Source organism: Streptomyces wuyuanensis (genome assembly GCF_900103455.1).
Classification (GTDB): Bacteria; Actinomycetota; Actinomycetes; order Streptomycetales; family Streptomycetaceae; genus Streptomyces; species Streptomyces wuyuanensis.
The window spans coordinates 317,707-336,098 of record NZ_FNHI01000003.1 but is presented as its reverse complement, the minus strand read 5'-3'; the positions used below and the strand labels follow the sequence as shown (position 1 = coordinate 336,098).

General features: G+C 72.1%; 17 protein-coding genes. 4 read left to right on the top strand and 13 right to left on the bottom strand.

The window, feature by feature from the left end:
- Window positions 1–142: 142 nt before the first annotated feature.
- From BLT82_RS06925 to BLT82_RS06905, 5 genes are all read right to left on the bottom strand, one after another.
- A complete protein-coding gene (locus tag BLT82_RS06925) occupies window positions 143–1,213 on the bottom strand; it encodes a protein kinase family protein (protein ID WP_093652946.1) in 1,071 nt (356 codons plus the stop codon).
- 97 nt (window positions 1,214–1,310) lie between these two features.
- Window positions 1,311–2,561 carry a type III PLP-dependent enzyme gene (locus tag BLT82_RS06920; RefSeq protein ID WP_093652945.1) on the bottom strand — a complete coding sequence of 417 codons (1,251 nt, stop codon included), beginning with the start codon at window positions 2,559–2,561 and terminating at the stop codon, window positions 1,311–1,313.
- Window positions 2,558–4,309, bottom strand: a complete 1,752-nt coding sequence (locus tag BLT82_RS06915) for an IucA/IucC family protein (RefSeq protein ID WP_093652944.1) — start codon at window positions 4,307–4,309, stop codon at window positions 2,558–2,560. The genes BLT82_RS06920 and BLT82_RS06915 overlap by 4 nt, the downstream gene beginning before the upstream one ends.
- A gap of 6 nt (window positions 4,310–4,315) precedes the next feature.
- Window positions 4,316–6,097 (bottom strand): IucA/IucC family protein, encoded by a 1,782-nt coding sequence (locus BLT82_RS06910; RefSeq protein WP_093652943.1) that lies wholly within the window; start codon window positions 6,095–6,097, stop codon window positions 4,316–4,318.
- On the bottom strand, window positions 6,094–7,281 hold the full coding sequence (locus tag BLT82_RS06905) for an ATP-grasp domain-containing protein (protein WP_093652942.1): 1,188 nt from the start codon (window positions 7,279–7,281) through the stop codon (window positions 6,094–6,096). Before BLT82_RS06905 ends, BLT82_RS06910 begins: the two co-directional genes overlap by 4 nt.
- 191 nt (window positions 7,282–7,472) lie before the next feature.
- Here BLT82_RS06905 and BLT82_RS06900 point away from each other — a divergent pair, with 191 nt between their 5' ends.
- The 3 genes from BLT82_RS06900 (at window position 7,473) to BLT82_RS06890 (ending at window position 10,548) form a co-directional block, all read left to right on the top strand.
- The gene (locus tag BLT82_RS06900; protein ID WP_093652941.1) at window positions 7,473–8,333 is read left to right on the top strand and encodes a (2Fe-2S)-binding protein; all 861 of its coding nucleotides are present in this window, start codon (window positions 7,473–7,475) and stop codon (window positions 8,331–8,333) included.
- Window positions 8,334–8,419: 86 nt separating this feature from the next.
- The gene (locus BLT82_RS06895) at window positions 8,420–9,481 is read left to right on the top strand and encodes a right-handed parallel beta-helix repeat-containing protein (protein WP_244291865.1); all 1,062 of its coding nucleotides are present in this window, start codon (window positions 8,420–8,422) and stop codon (window positions 9,479–9,481) included.
- Window positions 9,478–10,548 carry a methyltransferase gene (locus BLT82_RS06890; RefSeq protein ID WP_093652939.1) on the top strand — a complete coding sequence of 357 codons (1,071 nt, stop codon included), beginning with the start codon at window positions 9,478–9,480 and terminating at the stop codon, window positions 10,546–10,548. Before BLT82_RS06895 ends, BLT82_RS06890 begins: the two co-directional genes overlap by 4 nt.
- Window positions 10,549–10,611: 63 nt before the next feature.
- Here BLT82_RS06890 and BLT82_RS06885 read toward each other — a convergent pair whose 3' ends face one another.
- From BLT82_RS06885 to BLT82_RS06855, 7 genes are all read right to left on the bottom strand, one after another.
- Window positions 10,612–10,944, bottom strand: a complete 333-nt coding sequence (locus tag BLT82_RS06885) for a TcmI family type II polyketide cyclase (RefSeq protein ID WP_093652938.1) — start codon at window positions 10,942–10,944, stop codon at window positions 10,612–10,614.
- A gap of 25 nt (window positions 10,945–10,969) precedes the next feature.
- Entirely contained in the window at window positions 10,970–11,452 is a 483-nt protein-coding gene (locus BLT82_RS06880; protein ID WP_093652937.1) for an SRPBCC family protein, read from the bottom strand.
- A gap of 1 nt (window position 11,453) precedes the next feature.
- The gene (locus BLT82_RS06875) at window positions 11,454–11,720 is read right to left on the bottom strand and encodes an acyl carrier protein (RefSeq protein ID WP_093652936.1); all 267 of its coding nucleotides are present in this window, start codon (window positions 11,718–11,720) and stop codon (window positions 11,454–11,456) included.
- 23 nt (window positions 11,721–11,743) lie between these two features.
- Window positions 11,744–12,991, bottom strand: coding sequence for a ketosynthase chain-length factor (locus BLT82_RS06870; protein WP_093652935.1), 1,248 nt, complete (start codon window positions 12,989–12,991; stop codon window positions 11,744–11,746).
- Window positions 12,988–14,256: a beta-ketoacyl-[acyl-carrier-protein] synthase family protein gene (locus tag BLT82_RS06865; protein WP_093652934.1), complete on the bottom strand. Its 1,269-nt coding sequence runs from the start codon at window positions 14,254–14,256 to the stop codon at window positions 12,988–12,990. Before BLT82_RS06865 ends, BLT82_RS06870 begins: the two co-directional genes overlap by 4 nt.
- A complete protein-coding gene (locus tag BLT82_RS06860; protein ID WP_093652933.1) occupies window positions 14,253–14,693 on the bottom strand; it encodes a cupin domain-containing protein in 441 nt (146 codons plus the stop codon). Before BLT82_RS06860 ends, BLT82_RS06865 begins: the two co-directional genes overlap by 4 nt.
- 80 nt (window positions 14,694–14,773) lie before the next feature.
- Window positions 14,774–15,895, bottom strand: coding sequence for a SchA/CurD-like domain-containing protein (locus tag BLT82_RS06855; protein WP_093652932.1), 1,122 nt, complete (start codon window positions 15,893–15,895; stop codon window positions 14,774–14,776).
- A gap of 203 nt (window positions 15,896–16,098) precedes the next feature.
- Between BLT82_RS06855 and BLT82_RS06850 the strand changes: the two genes are divergently transcribed.
- On the top strand, window positions 16,099–17,736 hold the full coding sequence (locus BLT82_RS06850) for an FAD-dependent oxidoreductase (RefSeq protein ID WP_093652931.1): 1,638 nt from the start codon (window positions 16,099–16,101) through the stop codon (window positions 17,734–17,736).
- Window positions 17,737–17,752: 16 nt separating this feature from the next.
- Here BLT82_RS06850 and BLT82_RS06845 read toward each other — a convergent pair whose 3' ends face one another.
- Window positions 17,753–18,259: a metallophosphoesterase family protein gene (locus tag BLT82_RS06845; RefSeq protein WP_093652930.1), complete on the bottom strand. Its 507-nt coding sequence runs from the start codon at window positions 18,257–18,259 to the stop codon at window positions 17,753–17,755.
- Window positions 18,260–18,392 lie beyond the last annotated feature (133 nt).

Sequence of the window (18,392 nt, the reverse complement as noted above, 5' to 3'; positions counted from 1 at the left end):
TGCCCGGGGCGGATCGTCGATGATCCCTGCCAGGAGCCCGGTGCCGACCTGGTCGGCGCGATCATCCGCGCCGCCCCCCGCGCGATGGCGATCTGCACACCGCCGGAACCCCCGCGCAGCTGGGTGTGTTGCCCGGAGCCCGTCATGCGCCGGCGATTCGGCGGATCTCCTCGAGCGGGTAAGGAGTCCGCCTGCTGTGGCCTCGGAACCTTCGGTTGAAGTCGGACATCACGGCGGCGACCGGTGCGTGCCGGGAAATGATCGCCGCGGCCTCCGCCGGGATGCCTGTGGGACGCCTGCCCTCCGCGTACCCGCGCACCAGCGCACAGCGGCCCTCCCGGTCCTCCCGGCGGTATCCGCACAGAGCGGTGACCAGCCAGTTCACCAGGTACGTGGCCGTGTAGCAGCGGTCGTAGGCCTGGTGCCGGTCGAAGAAGCCGGCCTCGTCCCGTGACAGCTCGAAGCGGGAGGAGATCGCGAGGCCGTAGTCCGCGAAGTAGAGACGCCGGCCGTCGGTGAGGATGTTCTCGAAGTGCGCGTCGAAGTGCAGGAGCCCGCGGCTGTTCATGAACGAGATGCCTGCCGCCAGGTCCCTCTCCACCATGGCGCAGGCCCGGTCGGTGGACGCGTCGCCTTCCTCGACCCGGGCCGCCAGCCACTGGTGCAGGTTCTGCGGGATGTACTCCAGGAACAGTGCGACGCTCGCCGAGGACTGCCGGAGAGCCTCGATCCGGCGGCGCACCCGAGATGAGCCGCCCCAGTAGGCAACGGCCCTTTCGACGTCGGCCAGTTCCTCGGGCAGCGCAGCAGAGTCGGGGAGCACCCTCCCGTGGTACATCAGGGGGAAGCCCTCGTGTGCCGCCGTGAGCACCCAGTTCGTCGTCATCGTGTGCACGGCGAGTTCCCTCCAGGCCCCGAAGCCCGGCCCGCCGATGGTGCCGACGCCGTAGTGGCAGAAGTCGGGCAGCCCGAACAGGTTCGCCGTGGACCGGACGTTCCCGGGTCGCATCTCCACGTCGGTGAGGGGTACCCGCTTCACGAAGACCGGGGTTCCCGCCACCTCCGTCAGGGCCGACTTCCCGCCGATGCCGGAACCGAGCGGCACGGCCGTGTCCACGAGCTTGCGCAGGTCGCGATCACTGCACAGGGCCAGGGACGTCGAGACATCAGCGTGAGCGGTCAGACGCGCGTCGCGCGACGTGTCGGGGTTCACCGTGGCCTCCAGCCGGGTGCCGTACGCCGATTCGGAAAGGGCCCGCGCGACCCGACGAGCGCCGCGCAATGGCACGCAACGACACGCAACGCCGCCCTCACCCGCCCAGGAAGTGGAAACCCGGACGCGGATGCATGAGGAAGTCGTGGTGCGAGATGTTCCAGGCGTACGCGCCGGCGAGTGCGAACACCACCCGGTCCCCGGCCCGCAGACCCGGTGCCGGCACTCCGCGGGCGAGCACGTCCTTCGGCGTGCACAACTGCCCTGCCACGGTGACCCTGTCGCCTCGGGCGGCGGGACGCGGCCAAGGGTGCGGCCAGCCGGCCACGGGCAGCGCCGCACACGGCTGGTCGTGCCCCTTCGTCGCCGGTGTGCGCAGATGGTGCGTCCCGCCGCGGACCACGGCGAAGTCCTCGCCGTGGCTGCGCTTGACGTCCAGCACCTCGGTGGCGTACCAGCCGCAGTACGCGGTCATTGCGCGCCCCGGTTCGATGCGCAGCCGCAGGTCCGGGTGGGCCGCGGTCAGGCGCGCGAGCCCGGCACCGTAGCCGGCCCAGTCGAACCGGGCCGCGGGATCCGCGTAGTCGACGGTCATGCCGCCCCCGACGTTCACCTCGCGGAGCAGTACGCGGTGGCGCTCGAAGAGCCGTACGGACCAGGCCACCACGGACTCGGCGACGGCGAGTGAGGCCCCGGCCCCGAGGCCGCTCGCCAGATGGGCGTGGACCCCGCGCACGCGCAGCCGTGGACAGGACCCGCCCGTGAGGTACCGCATCACGTCGTCGGCCTCGGACGGATCCAGGCCGAACGGCGTCGGCCGGCCGCCCATGGACAGCGCACTCGTCCTCAACGCGCCCTCGGACAGCGGCAGATTGAAGCGCAGCAGCACATCGACCGGTGGCGCCTGCGCCGGCCGCTCCGCCGACAGGGCCGTCAGCATCCGCAGTTCATGGACGCTCTCGACATGGAACCGCGCCACGCCGGCCGCCAGTGCCGCCGCCGTCTCGGCAGCCGTCTTGCCGGGACCGCCGAACGCCAGTGGACGGCCCGGCACGGCCTGCGCCACATGGGCCAGTTCACCTGCCGAGGACACCTCGAATCCGTCCACGTACGGCGCGAGGGCCGTCAGGATCTCCGGTTCGGGATTGGCCTTGGCCGCGTAGTACAGCTCGACCCGCTCCGGCAGCGCCTCCCGCACGGACTCGGCGTGCGCCCGCAGCACGCCGAGGTCGTAGACGTAGGCGGGGAGTTCGCCTGAGGGGAGCGCGAGGGCGCGCTCGCGCACCGGACCGGAGACGGCCGGGGCGGCCACGGCCGGCGCCGCGGTGGCCGTCGGGGAGTTCGTCATCGTGCGCTCCGGACGTCGTCGGTGCTGACCGCCCCGGTCAGCAGATCCTCTGCGAGCGGGGAAGGGAGCCGCACATAGCCCGCGTCGCGGTCGGCCGTGCGCGCCCAGCGGGTGAGCAGATTGGCCTTGGCCGGCAGCGGCGCACCCGACAGGAGGGCGTCGAGCTTCGGCCGGCGCCCGTGCTCGTCGGCGTGGCGGCCCAGCGCGTCCCGGACCTCGGCCCACAGCGCGGCTTCCGCGCCGGGGTGCAGATCGGCGAGAGCGGCGAGCATCTCGGCGACGTGGTTCACCAGAAGGCAGTACACCACCCGGTCCCAGCCCCGCCCCGCGTCGTACGTCATGGGTCCCGCCACCTCCGCGGGCAGCGCCGCGAGCGCTGCGGAGTGCCGGTCCGGGAGCAGCTTGGTGCCTTCCAGATCGCGGAACAGCACCTGCCGCGGCCGCCCTCCGTCGTCCACGCAGACGAGGACGTTCTGCAGATGCGGCTCCAGGACGACGCCGTGGTCGAAGTACGCGGCGAGCACCGGGGGCACCAGCAGCCGGAGGTACGCGCGCCACCAGGACAGTGCCGTGCGCGGATCCGTGTCGGCGAGCAGCCGGGAGACGTGGGCGGGCCCGGTCGGGTACTCGTCGGCGACCGCCGCGGCGAGCAGCGGGGTGAGCCCCGGCCGCAGCCGTCGGCCGAGCCCTTCGCGGACGATCACCCCGAAGCCCTCGAGGAGGCCGCGTACCGGCACACCGTCCGCGCCGGGCAGGGCGAGGCTCCGGTACGCGGGTTCGCGCAGCATGTCGCTGCCGGGGAAGCGGGCGGTCAGGTCGGCGAGGACCGGCTCCAGCAGGCGGGTGAGCGCCACCGCGCCGGAGAGCTCGTACCCCGCGTTCTTCCGGAGGCAGTTGGTGATGCGGACGTTGAGGCTGAACTTCAGGAAGGCGTCGCCGTCGAAGAGGGTGCGGACGGAGGCCGTCGCGGCGAACGGCAGGGATCCGGGACCGAGGTCGAGCACCTCGCCGCGGGCGAGCGCCGTCCGCAGCCGGGGGTCGTCGTGGAGCAGTTCGTACTGCCAGGGGTGCGCGGGCAGCAGCCGGTAGCCGTCCGGCGGATGGCCCAGCCGGTCCAGCGCCGCGGCGGCGTCCGGCCCGGCCGACTCCTCGGCGACCAGGTCCTCCCGTACCGCGAGCAGCCGCAGCGGGAACGAGGCGCCCGCCTCGGGCGCGTACTGCGTCCAGGCCGTGGAGTCCCCGCCGCGTGCCTTGGGCGTGGGGTGGAAGCGGTGCCCGAGGGCGAGGGAGCGCTCCGAGGCGAGATACGCGGCGGAGACGGACTTCGGGCCTGCGCCCCCGACGGCCGGGCGGGGCACTGCGAGCGCGGAGGCGACGCCCCGGTGGCTGGAGGCGATCTGGCCGAGGAACTCCTCGTTCTGCACACCCGTGCGCAGCGTCAGCTCCGCGTGGACGTGCTCGGCGAGCCGCCGCCAGCCGACCGGTGACCAGCCGCCGGGAGCCTCCTCGGTCACGGGGCCGGCGAACCGATGGGCGCCGAGCAGCGACGTGCGGCGCAACGCGACGCGCAGCAGCACCCCGCGGCGGGGCAGCCGCAGCAACAGGTGCCCGTCGATGACGGCGGTCTGGTGCTCGGGTCCGCACAGCTCCCTCAGGAGACAGTTGAGGAGGGTGTGGGCGACCGCCTCGTCGGCCGTGGGCGGTGGGGCCAGGGCGGAACGGTGCGCGGAAGGATGCGTGGAGGTCATCCCGGATCACACTCCCCGCAGCAGATAGTTGGGTCCGGTGGTGTAGTGCTTGTTGATGTCGGACGCTCCCGAACGTTCCTTGGCCAGCAGGGTTCCCGCGGTCACCATCGCCTTCACCGGCAGCACGGGCGCGTCCAGCACCCGTGCCCGCAGCACGGCCCCGGGCTCTCCCGGCCCGGTCCCGAGCCGCTCCACCGCCTCGGCGAGCCGGTCGCGGACGAGCCGCAACAGCCGGACCAGCGGGGCACGGCCGTGCCGGGCGAGGCCGAAGGCGTAGGCCCCGGCGCACAGATGGACGGTGACGGTGGTGAAGAGGTCGGCGAGCGGACCGTCGCCGTCGGCGAGTATGCGGCAGTCGTCGAAGTCCCCGGGCCCGGGCGCGTCCGCGCCCAGCGCCGCCCGCAGCCGTGCGCCGTTGATCCGGGGGCCGTCGTTGTCCTTGAGGAGCAGCCGGAGCCGGGGGCCGCCGCCGGTCGCGTCCAGCACCAGCGACACGTTCTGCTGGTGGGACTCCAGGGCGATCCCGTACGCGAAGAGCGTGGCCTGGAAGTCCAGCAGCAGTTCGAGCACGGCGTCCAGCAGGGCGAGAGGATCGCCGCCGTGGAAGCGGTCGGCGAGGTGGTCGACGACCAGCCGTCCGCCGGGTGCCCGGGCGAGCAGGGCCGCAAGCGGCACGACGACGCAGCCGTCGAGCCCCGGGGGCTGGCGGCGCCGCAGCACCGCGAGCAGTTCGTGCCCGGCGTGGGCGAAGCAGGACTCGTCGGCGTGCAGGACGGTGTCGCGGAACCGGGGTTCGCGGGCGGTCACCGCCTGGAGCAGGCGCTGGACGGCGGCCCCGTCGGCCAGGGTCCCGGGCTTGATGGTGCGCCGGTTGAGCCGGCCCAGGGTGGAGGTGGCCAGCGGCAGTTTGAGGTGGACATCGGGCCGGGCCGCGAGGGCGACCGTCCGCATGGACAGGGTGGGGATCACGTCCCCATGGGCCAGGGGCGCCGGTACCGCCAGCCCGTCGAGCCCGGCGGCGCGCACCGCTTCGGCCAGCGGTCCGGCTGCGGTGAGCGGATGCACGGGCAGGGCGGCGTGGCTGTCGTCGAGGCCGGACAGCCCGAGGGCCGAGGGCGTCGGTCCGGGGAGTGGGCCCACGGCGGTCAGGGCCTCGCGGGGCACGGCGAGCCAGCGCAGCGCGAACCGCGGGTGGAACTCCGGGGCGTACGCCCGCAGCGCCGCGTCCGTCAGGCCGGACCTGCCGCGCGCGGTGGGATAGACCGGATGGTCGAGCCGGGCGGCGAGGGCGTCCAGGGCGAGGCCGCCCGACGGCCCGGTCCAGTCGGCCGGATCGGCGCCGTGGCGCTCCGCGAGCGCCCGCAGCACCTCCTCCTCCGTCGCCTCGTGCAGCCGTACGGTGGCGAGGGTCTGACGGCACTCCTCGGCGAACGCGTCGAAGCCGCCGTGGTCCACCGGCGGGGCGAGGGTGCGGAGTTCGCCGAGGACCGCGTCGGTGTCCCGCAGGTCGGTGCCGTCTGACTCCCGCCGCATCAGCGGCTCCCTGGCTGCCCACGCGCACTGGAAACCGTCCTCGCGCACCGGCAGCATCAGCGCGTCGGGACCGGGGGTCTCCAGCCGCAGCCAGGTGCCGTCCGCCTGCTCGACCGCGCGGCTGCGGCTGCGCAGCCCCACGACGTCCTCGCGCAGCAGTGCGCTCAGCACCCTGAGGAGCAGTTCGCCCCCTGCGTCCGCCGGGCCGGTCGTGGTCCCGGCCCGGGCGGCGGCGCTCGCCGCGGGGACCGTCACGGGGTGATCTCCCAGCGCTGTGCGGCCAGGAACCCCGTCACGGCGCGGTCCACCGCCGACCGGTCGTTTCCCGTGGCCCGCACCACTCCCAGGAAGTCGCGGTTGGTGCCGTACACCGGGTGGCGTTCGCCGAGACCGCGCAGCGGCCGGTACGTCAGTGTCACCCCGTACGCCTCCACTTCGGTCGCTCCGGGGGCCGACGTCAGCGTCCCGGCCCGGTCGGCGCACGGGTAGTCGAGCCTGGCGGCTCCGTCGGCCCGTGCCCCCAGCTCCGACGGCAGCGGTTCGCCGAGATGCGTACGCAGGACGTGCTCGAAGAGCGGAATGTCCAGCAGCCCGGCGAGCAGCAGATCGCACTGGTCCCCGATGGCACGGTAGTTGACCTCGATGATCCGCGCGCGCCCTTCGTGGACCACGAACTCGGTGTGGCAGACGCCGAATCCGACGCCGAGCGTGTCGAGTTGCGCGAGCACCTGCTCCTCGATGTCCCGCGGGTGCCGGGCGACGTAGGTCAGCCGCTCCTCGATGAAGTACGGGAGAGGGGACAGTTCGGTACGGAACCCGCCCAGCACATGGCGTATCCGGCCGTCGCCGAGGGTCTCCAGGGTGTACAGCTCGCCCGGCAGGTACTCCTCGACCACCAGCGCGGCTCCCGGCCGTCGCGCCCTGATCTCCTCGCAGCGCCGGACCAGTTCCGCCGCGTCACCGGCCATGACCACGTCCTCGCTGGCCACGCCCTCGCGCGGTTTGACGACACACGGGTAGGGGACGCCTGCGGCGACGGGGGAGGGGTCCTGGCCGGCGGCGAGTTCGACGGACCGCACGGCGTCCACGCCCGCGGCGGCCAGCCGGCGGCGCATCTCGGCCTTGTCCTTCGTGCGCAGCGCGGCCCGCCAGTCCTTCGCGGGCAGCCCGAAGTAGTGCGCCGCGAGCGCGGCCTGGGTCTGCAGGTGGTCGCTGTTGGTGAAGACCGCGTCCGGAGAGCCGTGCGCGGACACGACGGAGACCACCGCTCGGAAGTCGCGCACGTCGCACTCCAGCACCTGGACGTCCGGGTACACGGAGCGGTGCTCGGCGGGCCGGTCGGTGAGCAGTGTGACGTCCAGTCCGAGCCGGCGGGCGGCGGGGAGGAAACCCTCGGTGACCGAGTCGGTCGGGTTCAGGGCAAGCAGGTACAACCGCATGAGGGGGCCACTCCGCGCTCGGATCCGGTGATCCGATGGTTCCGGATCACGGGGCGAGAGCCTAGGTTAGGCACACCTAAGTCTGTCAATTCGCCTCGACACGGCCCCGGTTGGCATGGGGGATCACTTCTGTGGTTAAGGTGAGCCTCGCCTTACCTCATTCGTGTCAGCCCTTGTGTCGAGGAGCGTCCGTGACCCTGGCTCCGGTGTACCCTCATGCACCCGCCGTGAGCTGTTCCGCCCTGACCGGCTCGGCGATCCGCCGGCTCAAGGGGCTCTGTCCCGCCCTCGACGCGGACGTCGCGGAGCCCGGTTCGCGGACCCCCCAGGGCTGGGCCGACGGTGCCGAACTGGCCGGACGCCCCGAGTTCCTGGACGCCCTCCTCGCGGCCGAGGCCCTGCGGGTGGAGCACGACCACGGCCGAACCCCGCGCCCCGACGTCGCGGCTTCCCGCGCGCTGCACGACTACCTGTGGTCCGTCGGCCTGCTGATGAGCGGTCCATGGTGCCTGGAGCGCCGCGTCCCGCGGATCCGGCCCCAGGACGTCCGGGTCAGCCTCACCACCGGTGCGTTCTCCGTCGTTCCGGGCGGCTTCGCGTGCCTCCCCGGCGATCCGGCCGCCGGGCTGCCGGGGGTGCGGGTGCTGCCGCACGAGGAGGCCCTGCGCGCGGAACTGCGAGCCGGCTTCGCCGACCACCTGCGCCCGCTGCTGGCCGCGATCGCCCCGCGGGTGCGCCGGGGGCCCCGGGCGCTGTGGGGCATGGCGGGCGACGACCTGGTGTCCGGCGTCTGGTACCTGGGCCGGATGCTGGGGGAGGAGGAGGCCGGTGTGCGTGCCGCGACCGAACTGCTGCCGGAGCCCGTCCCCCCGTTCCCCGGCGGCGCCGACTTCCGCCGCCTCGCGGGCCGCGAGGACCGGTCGTACCCCACCCGTACCCGCGCGGGCTGCTGCCTCTACTACACGATCCGCCCGGACGAGGCGTGCGGTACCTGCCCCCGGACGGGTGACGCCGAGCGGCTGCGCCGGATCGAGGGTGAACGCCCCGGCTGAAGCGGTCGGCGGGGAGGCCTCCACGACACGCTTCTGATGGGTGAGTCATGTGGCGACTTGTCCTATTCGCCACATAATTTGAGCTCATGACGAAACGACAGTTCATGTACCTCGGCTGTGTCGCTCTGATGGTGACCTCGGGGCTGGGCGTGGCGGCGCCGGCAGGCGCCCGCACCACCTACGACGTGGTCCCCGGCGAGTCGATCCAGCTCGCGGTCGACCGGGCGAGGCCCGGTGACACCATCGACATCGCCCCCGGTGTCTACCGGGAGAGCGTCATCATCAGGAAGTCCGACCTCACGCTGCGCGGCGCGGGCGAGCGGACCGTCCTCATGCCCTCCACGGCCAAGCCGACGCACGTCTGCGGTCTGGGCGGCAACGGCATCTGCGTCATCGGTACCGACGCGAAGCCCGCCACCAACGTCCGGATCCACTCCCTGACGGTGTCGCAGTTCAAGAAGAACGGCATCTGGGCCTCGCGCACCAACAAGCTGAGCATCCGCCAGGTCACCGCGGCGGGGAACGGCAACTGGGGCATCGCCCAGGAACGGTCCCTGCGGTCCGAGATCCGCGGCAACGCGGCCCGTGACAACGCGGAGTCGGGCATTTTCGTGTCGAACACCATCGACACCGAGGCCGGCGCCGTCAACACCCGGCGCACCGTGGTCATGGACAACCTGCTGGCCGGCAACCGCATCGGCATCACCGTCCGGCGCCTGCGGAACCTCTACGTGAACAACAACGTCGTCACCGGCAACTGCGCCGGCATGTTCGTCGTGGGCGACGAGGGCGTCCCGCGGACCGGCGACCTCACCGTGCGCGGCAACCGCGTGCACCACAACAACAAGTCCTGCGCCAAGACCGCACGGCTCCCGAGGATCCAGGGCGCCGGCATCGTCCTCACCGGCGTCGAGGGCGCGACCGTCGCGTCGAACGCCGTCTGGAGCAACGTCGGCACGTCGCCGTTCTCCGGTGGGATCGTGCTGTTCAAGAGCATCGTGGGCGCCCCCAACAGCGGCAACGTCATCAAGTCCAACATGCTGGTGGCCAACAGCCCGGCGGACCTCGCCAACCGGGACACCGGCACGGGCAACACCTTCTCCGGCAACTACTGCCGGCTGTCCGAGAAGGCGGGGAAGTGCGCATGACGACCGGTACGACCGGCGCGGCCACGGAAGCCGCGGGTACCACCGTCCGCACCGCCACACCGCCGTCCATGCGGCTGAGGGAGCTGGTCTTCGGTGCCGCCCTGGCGGGTTCCGTACGGGCCGCCGCGCGGCTCGGCGTCGCGGACGCGCTCGGGGATGAGCCGGCCACCGCCGAGGAGCTGGCGGCGGCCGTCAAGGCCGACCCCCGGGCGCTGCGGCGGATGCTGCGCGCGCTGACCTGCTACGGCATCTTCACCGAGCAGGCGGACGGCTCGTTCGCCCACACCGAGATGTCACGGCTGCTGCGGGAGGACGACCCGCACAGCCTCAAATACATCTCCCTGTGGTGCACCGAACCGTGGACCTGGGACGCCTGGCCGCGCCTCGACGAGGCGGTACGGACGGGCCGCAGCGTCTTCGACGGCCTGTACGGCAAGGGGTTCTTCGACTACCTCCACGAGGACGCGCACGAGTCCGCGCACGTCTTCAACCAGGCGATGACCACCTCCAGCATGCAGTCGGCGCTGGATGTGGCGGAACTGCTCGACCTCACGGGAGCGGCCACCGTCGCGGACATCGGCGGTGGTCAGGGCCACGTCCTGGCAAGCCTGCTGGAGAAGAACCCCGGCCTCAGCGGAACGCTGCTGGACCTGCCCCGCGTCGTGGCCAACGCCGATCCCCGGCTGCGGGACGGCGGGTCCCTCGCCGGCCGGGTCACCATCGTCCCCGGCGACTGCCGGGAGGCCATCCCGGTGCAGGCCGACGTCTACATCATCAAGAACATCCTGGAATGGGACGACGACAGCACGCGCAGAACCCTCCGCAACGTCGTCTCGGCCGCCCGTCCGGGGGCCAGGGTTGTGGTCATCGAGAACCTCGTCGACGACACCCCGTCGATGAAGTTCACCACGTCGATGGATCTGCTGCTGCTCCTGAACGTGGGCGGTGCGAAGCACACCCGGCAGAGCATGGCCGACAGGATGGCGGACGCGGGCCTGGTCGTCGGCGACGTCCGTCCGGTCAATGCGTATCTCCACGCCTTCGACAGCGTCACGCCCGGCGGCTGAGCACCGGGCTCCCTCCCCCTCGCCGGCTCCGCGTCCACGCGGAGCCGGCGACTCGTTGTGTCGTCATCCCTTCGCCGCACGCTCCCAGCGGTAGAACTCGTGGGCCATGGCGTCCTTCGGGCTGCGCCAGGTCTCCGGGTCGTACGCGCTGACGTAGGCGGAGAGCTTGTCGCTGATGTCACGGAACTCGGGGTGGCCCGCCACCTTGGCCACCGCCGGCCCCGGCGGCCGGTCGGCTTCGATCAGATGGAGGTAGACATCTCCGAACTGGAAGAGGCTGCGCCGGGTCACCCCGACCAGGTCGGGCAGTTCGCCCCGGTCGGAGGCCTCGAACACCTTGGCGATGTCATGGGCCGAGTCCGGTGCCATACGGGCGACGATGAGGGCGTGGTGCATCGAGGGGGATCCCTTCGGTGGGTGCTCAGTCGGAGTGGACCGAGACCGGCGTGCCGCGTTCCCGCGCGCGCTGCTCGATCTTCTCCTTGATCAAGGCCATCTGGACCTTGGAGTTCTTGTTGATGTTGTCGGTCATCCAGTCGTCGTCGACCGGGGCGTCCGGCTTCATCGCGAAGTCCTGGATCCAGTGCATGAGGACGCCGTCGGGCGTCTGGCCGTACTTCCAGTGGATGTCCATGTGCTGGAAGGGGCCCGTCTCCACCCGGCGGGCGCGGACGGTCCTCGCACCGGGGTCCACGACGCGTTCCGACACCCAGCTCCACACCGTGCCGTTCTCGTCCGGGTGCATGGTCAGCCGGAACTTCGTCCGGTTGCCCTCGCGCTCCAGGATCTCGACGGAGGCGTATTCACTGAACAGCCGGGGCCAGTTCTCGATGTCGTTGGTGACGTCCCAGACGAGGTCCATGGGAGCGTTGATGACGATCTTGTTCTCGGTGTGCCCGGACACTTCAGGCTCCTGCCATGAGGGAGTTGTTGACGAGGTCGAGGAATTCGCGCGGGGTCTTGCAGCGGTCCGCGTCCTGGGGGAGCGCACGGCCGTAGCGGTTCTCGAGCTCCCCGACGATGCCGAGGAGACCGAGGGAGTCGAGGCCGTACTCGTCGAACCGCGCCTCGGGGCGGCCGCCCATCTCCGCGGGGTCGACGGTGATGCCGGCGCCCTTCTTCATCAGAGCGGCCAGCTCTTCGATGGTCAGCTTGGAGATCTGCATGGTCATGAGGTCCTCCTTGTCTCGGTTGTTCACCGGGTGTCGGCGCCGTGCCGCAGCACGAGCGCCGCGTTCGAGCCCATGAGCCCCCGGCTCAGCACCAGGGCCGTGCGCAGCTCGGCAGGGCGCGGCCTGCCGGTGACCACATCGAGCTCGTGGCACACGTCGAAGACGTTGGGCGTGGGGGGGACGACGCCGTCCTCCAGAGCGAGCACGGCGGCCGCCGTGTCCAGCACGGGTGCTCCGCAGTACGCCCGGCCCGTACCGGTCTTGGGCGCCGTCACCGGCACCCGCCGGCCGTGCGTCCCCAGCGCGTCCGCGAGCGCCAGGGCCTCGGCCCGGTCGGCGTCCGGGATGCCGAGCGCGTCGGCGAAGACGACGTCGATCTCCTCGGGTGCGCACCGGGCTTCCGCCAGGGCCCCCCGGATCGCCTGGGCCAGCCCCTCGCGCGACTCCTCCCACCGGGAGGCCCCGGTGAACGTCGCCGCGTGACCGGCCACGAGGGCGCGCACGGTGGCGCCGCGGCGGCGGGCCGCCGACTCCTCCTCGACGACGAGCATGGCCCCGCCCTCCGCGGGCACGAAGCCGCTCGCACCCGAGGTGAAGGGCCGGTAGGCCCGCTCCGGGTCCTCGTTCGTGCTGAGTTCCCGGTACCCGAGCTGGCACACCAGCGAGTACGGCGCGAGCGGCGCCTCCGCCGCGCCGATGACGACCGCGTCCGTGCCCCGGCCGATGGCCCGGGCGGCGTGCGCGAGGGCGTCGAGACCGCCCGCCTCGTCACTGGCCACCACACCGCAGGGGCCCTTGAACCCGCCGCGGATGGAGATCTGGCCGGTGCTCGCCGCGTAGAACCAGGCGATGGACTGGTAAGGGCCCACATAGCGCGACCCCTGTCCCCACAGCCGCTGCAGCTCCCGCTGGCCGAACTCGCCGCCGCCGGAACCGGCCGCCGTGACCACACCCACGGCGAACGGGGATTCGCTGTAGTCGCCCGACGTTATCCGCGCGTCGGCCAGCGCCATGTCGGCGGCGGCCATCGCGAAGTGCGTGAACCGGTCGGTCTGGACGAGGTAGCGCTCCTCGACCAGGGATTCGGGGTCGAAGCCGCGTACCTCTCCCGCGACCCGGACCGGCATGTGGTCGCAGCCGTCACGCGTGATGTGGTCGAGGACGCTGATGCCCTCCCGTGTGGACTTCCAGAAGGCATCGGTACCGACCCCGTTGGGGGCGACGACACCGATTCCGGTGACGACCGGTTGCCGGTCCTGCCGAGGACTCATGGTGTCCTCCCTCCTGGCCGGGTCAGGACCACGGCGGACTGGAATCCGCCGAATCCGCTGCCGACCGAGAGCACGTTGCGCAGCTTGAGGGCGCGCGCCGTGCGTGGCACGTAGTCGAGATCGCACTCGGGGTCGGGGGTCTCGTAGTTCGCCGTCGGAGGCACCACCTGGTTGGCCAGTGCCAGCACACAGGCGACGACCTCGATCGCCCCGATCGCCCCGAGCGAGTGACCCACCATGGACTTGATGGAACTCATCGGGACCTTGTACGCGTGGGAACCGAGCGACTGCTTCACGGCGGCCGTCTCGTGCCGGTCGTTCTGCTGCGTACCGGAGCCGTGCGCGTTGACGTAGTCGATGTCCGACCCGTCGATCCGCGCGTGGCCCAGGGCGCTGTCGATGGCGCGTGCCATCTCCAGGCCCTCACGGGTCAGACCCGTCATGTGGTACGCGTTGCCGAACGTGGCGTAGCCGCCGATCTCGCAGTACACCGTGGCACCGCGGGCCCGCGCGTGCTCGAGTTCCTCCAGGACGAGCACGGCTCCGCCCTCGCCCATGACGAACCCGTCACGGCGTGCGTCGAACGGGCGGGAGGCATGGGCCGGATCGTCGTTGTTGGGTGACGTGGCCTTGATCGCGTCGAAGCACGCCACGGTGATGGGGGAGATGGGCGAGTCCGAGGCACCGGCGATGCAGACGTCGACCCTGCCCTCCTCTATCGCGTGGAAGGCGTACCCGATCGCGTCCAGGCCGGAGGTGCAGCCCGTGGAAACGGTCTGCACCGGGCCGTGGGCGCCCGTCTGCTCGGCGACCTCGGAGGCGAGGGCGCTGGGCGAGAACGCCCGGTGCAGATGCGGCTCCGCCTCGCTCGGGTCCACGTCCCAGCGCCGGCCGGAACTGCTGACCTTGACGTAGTCGTGCTCGAGACGGGTGGTGCCGCCCACCGCCGTGCCCAGGGACACCCCGATCCGCCAGGGGTCCTCCTTCTCCGGGTCGAGACCGGCGTCCCGGAGGGCCTCGCGGGCGGCGACCATGGCGAACTGGACGTACCTGTCCGCCCGCTGCACCTCCTCCGGACCCAGACCGTGCTCCTCCGGGTCGAAGTCGCACTCGGCGGCGATCCGCGAGCGGAAACCGGTCGGGTCGAAGAGGGTGATGCCGCGCGTCGCCGTACGGCCGTTGGCCAGGAGGTCCCAGAACGCCGGTATTCCGACACCCCCCGGCGCGACTATGCCGACACCGGTGACCGCGACGCGCCGGGTCATGAAGCCGTCCCGGTGCGTTCCGGCGGCCGGTGGGCCGCCGCGGCCTCCGCCGCCGGCGTCTCCTCGGTGTCGACGTGGCCCAGCTCCGGCCGCGGGGCCAGCGGCCCGAGGTGGAACACCATGCGGGCCTGGGTGCTGCCGACGTTGCGGAACCGGTGCCGCACGTAGGGCGGGATGAACAGTCCCTGGTCCGGCCGGATCGCCAGCGTCTCGTCGTCGAGGTCGACTTCCATCTCGCCGCACACGACGTACACGAACTCCTCGGAGTACGGGTGGTAGTGCTCGCCGATTCGGTCGCCGGGCTCGACGGTCGCCAGGCCCATGAAGCCGCTCGTGGCGCCCACCGCGGTGGGGGTCAGCATGGCGCGCAGGTCGCCGCCGCGTTTGGTGTTGTGCTGGGTCTCACTCAGGTCGACGATGCGATGAGGTGTGGTCATGACGGGTTCCTCCACGTGGCCGCGCGATGGGGCGCCGGCGGTTCGGGGTGTGCGGGTGCCTGGGCGGCCGGTCGCACGGGTCAGGGGGCGTGGCGGTCGGTGATGGGCCGCATGTCGGCGGACGACAGGAGCTTGGACATGTCCTCCTCCGTGGCCGGGGCGTCGATGCCCAGCGCCTCGCTGTCCAGCAGGCGGGACAGCATGGCCGCCTTGCGCGGACCGTGGGCCCCGATCACCTGCAGCGGCGCCGCGTCACCGGAACCGCGCACGTCGACCAGGCGTACGACGATGTCGTCCCGCTGGAAGATCGTGCTGCTGTCGATCGGGGTCGCCGGGTCTCCCGCCGCCGCCTCGTCCTGTCCGGCGAGCAGCCGCGCCAGCGCCATGCCGCAGCCGGGCTTGGCCGGGTAGTACAGCGCGTGCCGCTTGACGGCCTCGTGGTCGTCGCCCGCGGACGCCAGGTGGTGCACCGCGGGGAGCGCCGCCCGGGTGAAGAACACCCGCGCGGAGTCCGGGTCGTTGAGGTCCCGGTCCTGCTCCAGATAGGGGTTGATGGCCTCCTCGACGGCCCGCACCTCGGGCTGCCGGGAGACGTGGCGCAGCGCCGCCATCAGGTCGCCCTCCACCTCGACGGCCCGCACGACACGGTTGCCGTGCATGAACAGCGAGGTGCGGCGCAGCCGGGTGTGCTCGTCGACCTTCGACTGCGGCGACTGGTAACCCGCGAGGATGTCCGCGACGACCGCCTCGCTGCCCGGCTTCACGGTGAAGGTGAGGGCGTGGCGCACCACGTTGTCACCCACTCGGGGGAAGGGCTGCAGCCCGCCCTGGGTCGCGTCGGCGGCCGAGGAGGTGTGCAGCTTGCCCGTCTCGCGCAGCACGCTGAAGCGCAGGGACCGGGTGTCCCGGACGCAGTTGTGGAGCGGCCGCACGGTCTCGACGTGCTCCTCGCTGTTCACCCAGGCGAGGAACGGCGGTGCGCTCTCCCACTCACTGGTGATCAGCCACTGCGAGGGATTCTCGATCGACTGGCACAGCTGGTCGCTGATGTGGCCCGGCACCGACGCGACCTGGTTGCGCATGTGCTCGTACGCCTTCAGGAAGTTCTGCTGAGCGCCGTCATGAAGGTCCAGCAGCAGTACGACACGCAGCCTGGAGCCGTCAAAGGCCGACTGGGATATACGTTCGGAAAGCGTTGTCATGATGCACGCATCTCCTTCGAGACGGTGGGGCCGCCGCGTGCGGTGCACGAAGCCGGCTCGGGGTTTCAGGCTTCGATCCTGTGCCGGTACCACGGGTGGCGCGAGATGTGTGAACCAGGTGGGTGAACCGGGCGATCGAGGCCCTCCCGCCAGGGCATGGAAACTCCATTCCCCCCTACCGGCGGCTGGAGCTGGAGCTACTGATGGAAGAACACATCGACGAGCGCGTACCGGTACTCATCGTGGGCGGCTCCCTGGTGGGGCTGTCCTCCTCGCTGTTCCTCGGCAGGCTCGGCGTCGGGCACATGCTGGTGGAGAGACACGCGGGCACGTCGAGGCATCCGCGCGGCCGGGGCAACAACGTCCGCACCATGGAGCTGTTCCGGGTGGCGGGGGCCGAACCGCTCATCCACGAGGCCGCATCACTCCTCGCCGACAACCACGGCATCTTCCAGACCCCTTCGCTCCACGGCGACGCGGGAGAGTGGCTGCTCAAGGAGATCGACCCCGGCAACGGGATCGCCCGGCTCAGCCCGTCCGGGTGGTGTGTGTGCAGCCAGAACGACCTGGAACCGGTGCTGCTGGACTGCGCCCGCAAGCTCGGCGGCGACCTGCGGTACTCCACCGAGATGGTCTCGTTCGAGCAGGACGGGGAAGGGGTCACCGCCGTCGTGCAAGAGCGCGAGTCGGGGCGGCGCAGGACCGTGCGCGCCGACTACCTGATCGCGGCCGACGGGCCCCGCAGCCCCATCCGCCGGCACCTCGGCATCGGCCAGACGGGCCACGGGGACCTGTTCCACAACGTCAGCATCACCTTCCGCTCGCGCGGGCTCGCCGACGTCGTAGGCGACCGGCGCTTCATCGTCTGCTACCTCACCGCCGAGGACGCTGACGGCGCCCTGCTGCCCGTGGACAACAGCGAGAACTGGGTGTTCCACGCCCCCTGGCAGCCGGAGACCGGCGAGACGCTCGAGGACTTCACCGACGAGCGCTGCGCCGCCCACATCCGCCGCGCCGTCGGCGCCCCCGGCATCGACGTGGAGATCACCGGAAAGGCCCCCTGGCACGCGGCCGAACGAGTCGCGGAGCGGTACGGCCAGGGCCGGGTCTTCCTCGCGGGCGACTCCGCCCACGAGATGTCACCCACCGGCGCGTTCGGTTCCAACACCGGCATCCAGGACGCCCACAACCTCGCCTGGAAGCTCGCGCTCGTCCTCGACGGGTCCGCGGGCCCGGGTCTGCTGGGCAGCTACGAGGCCGAGCGCCGGCCGGTGGCGGAGGCCACCAGCGAGCGCGCGTCCGCACGCTCGGCGGAACACAGCCACCCGGGGTACACCCCGGGTCCCGAGATGGTCGGCGGACGCCAGCGCGGCATGCTCACCGTCGCCATGGGCTACCGCTACCCGCGCGGAGCCGTCGTCGGCGCCGATCCGGCGATGGCCGTCGTACCCGACCGGATGGATCTTTCCGGGGACCCCGGCACCCGCGCCCCGCACATGTGGCTGCACCCGCACGACGGCGAGCGGAGGCTGTCGACGCTGGATCTGTACGAGCGCAACTTCGTGCTGCTCACCGGCTCCGGCGGCACACCGTGGCACACGGCGGCCGCCCGCGTCGCCGAGAAGCTGTCCATCACCCTGGACGCCTACCGGATCGGCACCGAACCGCACGCGGAGCTCGTCCCCGAATCGGGTGACTGGGCCGAACTGCACGGGACGACGGACGAGGGCGCCGTGGTGGTACGCCCCGACGGCTTCGTGGCCTGGCGTGCGCCCGGTGCGGTCCGCGACCCGGAGACGGTCCTGCTCGACGCCATGAAGGCGCTGCTCCACCGCGCCTGACCCGGCACGGACACCCTCACGGCCGCCGTGGCGGCAGCCGGTGCAGTTCGACCTCGGTCAGCTGCCCGCCCGCCGCCACGGCGGTCATGTACGTGCAGTACGGCTGCCGCCGCCGGTCCGTGGGCGAGCCGGGGTTCAGCAGCCGCAGCCCGCCCTCGGCGGCGGTGTCCCAGGGGATGTGGCTGTGCCCGAACACCAGGACGTCCAGCTCGGGGAACCGCTCCGCGCACCGCCGTTCGCGGCCCTGCGCCGGCCCCGTCTCGTGCACGACGCCGAAGCGCACCCCGCCCAGTTCCGCGCGTGCCACCTCCGGCAGCCGGTCCCGCAGCGCGGGGCCGTCGTTGTTGCCGTACACCGCGACGAGCCGCCGCGACCGGGCCTCCAGCAGATCCAGCGTCGCGGTGTCCACCCAGTCGCCCGCATGGAGGACGACGTCGGCGCGCTCGATGCTTTCGAGCAGCTCACCGGGCAGTTCCCGGGCCCGTTTGGGCACATGGGTGTCCGATGTCAGCAACAGCCTCATGCGCCCATTGTCCACGGGCGGGGCGAGCGGGCCGGGCCAGCGGACGAGCCCCGGCCGGGGGCCCGAGCCGGGTGTCACCCCCAGGCGTCCGGCTGCGTCCGGCGCACCTTCCACCGCCCGCCCGGCAGGGCCT

Coding starts and splice junctions, on each gene's coding strand:
- BLT82_RS06920 (WP_093652945.1), bottom strand. CDS start 2,561: ATGACGAACTCCCCGACGGCCACCGCGGCGCCGGCCGTGGCCGCCCCG.
- BLT82_RS06915 (WP_093652944.1), bottom strand. CDS start 4,309: ATGACCTCCACGCATCCTTCCGCGCACCGTTCCGCCCTGGCCCCACCG.
- BLT82_RS06905 (WP_093652942.1), bottom strand. CDS start 7,281: ATGCGGTTGTACCTGCTTGCCCTGAACCCGACCGACTCGGTCACCGAG.
- BLT82_RS06895 (WP_244291865.1), top strand. CDS start 8,420: ATGACGAAACGACAGTTCATGTACCTCGGCTGTGTCGCTCTGATGGTG.
- BLT82_RS06890 (WP_093652939.1), top strand. CDS start 9,478: ATGACGACCGGTACGACCGGCGCGGCCACGGAAGCCGCGGGTACCACC.
- BLT82_RS06885 (WP_093652938.1), bottom strand. CDS start 10,944: ATGCACCACGCCCTCATCGTCGCCCGTATGGCACCGGACTCGGCCCAT.
- BLT82_RS06875 (WP_093652936.1), bottom strand. CDS start 11,720: ATGACCATGCAGATCTCCAAGCTGACCATCGAAGAGCTGGCCGCTCTG.
- BLT82_RS06870 (WP_093652935.1), bottom strand. CDS start 12,991: ATGAGTCCTCGGCAGGACCGGCAACCGGTCGTCACCGGAATCGGTGTC.
- BLT82_RS06865 (WP_093652934.1), bottom strand. CDS start 14,256: ATGACCCGGCGCGTCGCGGTCACCGGTGTCGGCATAGTCGCGCCGGGG.
- BLT82_RS06860 (WP_093652933.1), bottom strand. CDS start 14,693: ATGACCACACCTCATCGCATCGTCGACCTGAGTGAGACCCAGCACAAC.
- BLT82_RS06855 (WP_093652932.1), bottom strand. CDS start 15,895: ATGACAACGCTTTCCGAACGTATATCCCAGTCGGCCTTTGACGGCTCC.
- BLT82_RS06850 (WP_093652931.1), top strand. CDS start 16,099: ATGGAAGAACACATCGACGAGCGCGTACCGGTACTCATCGTGGGCGGC.
- BLT82_RS06845 (WP_093652930.1), bottom strand. CDS start 18,259: ATGAGGCTGTTGCTGACATCGGACACCCATGTGCCCAAACGGGCCCGG.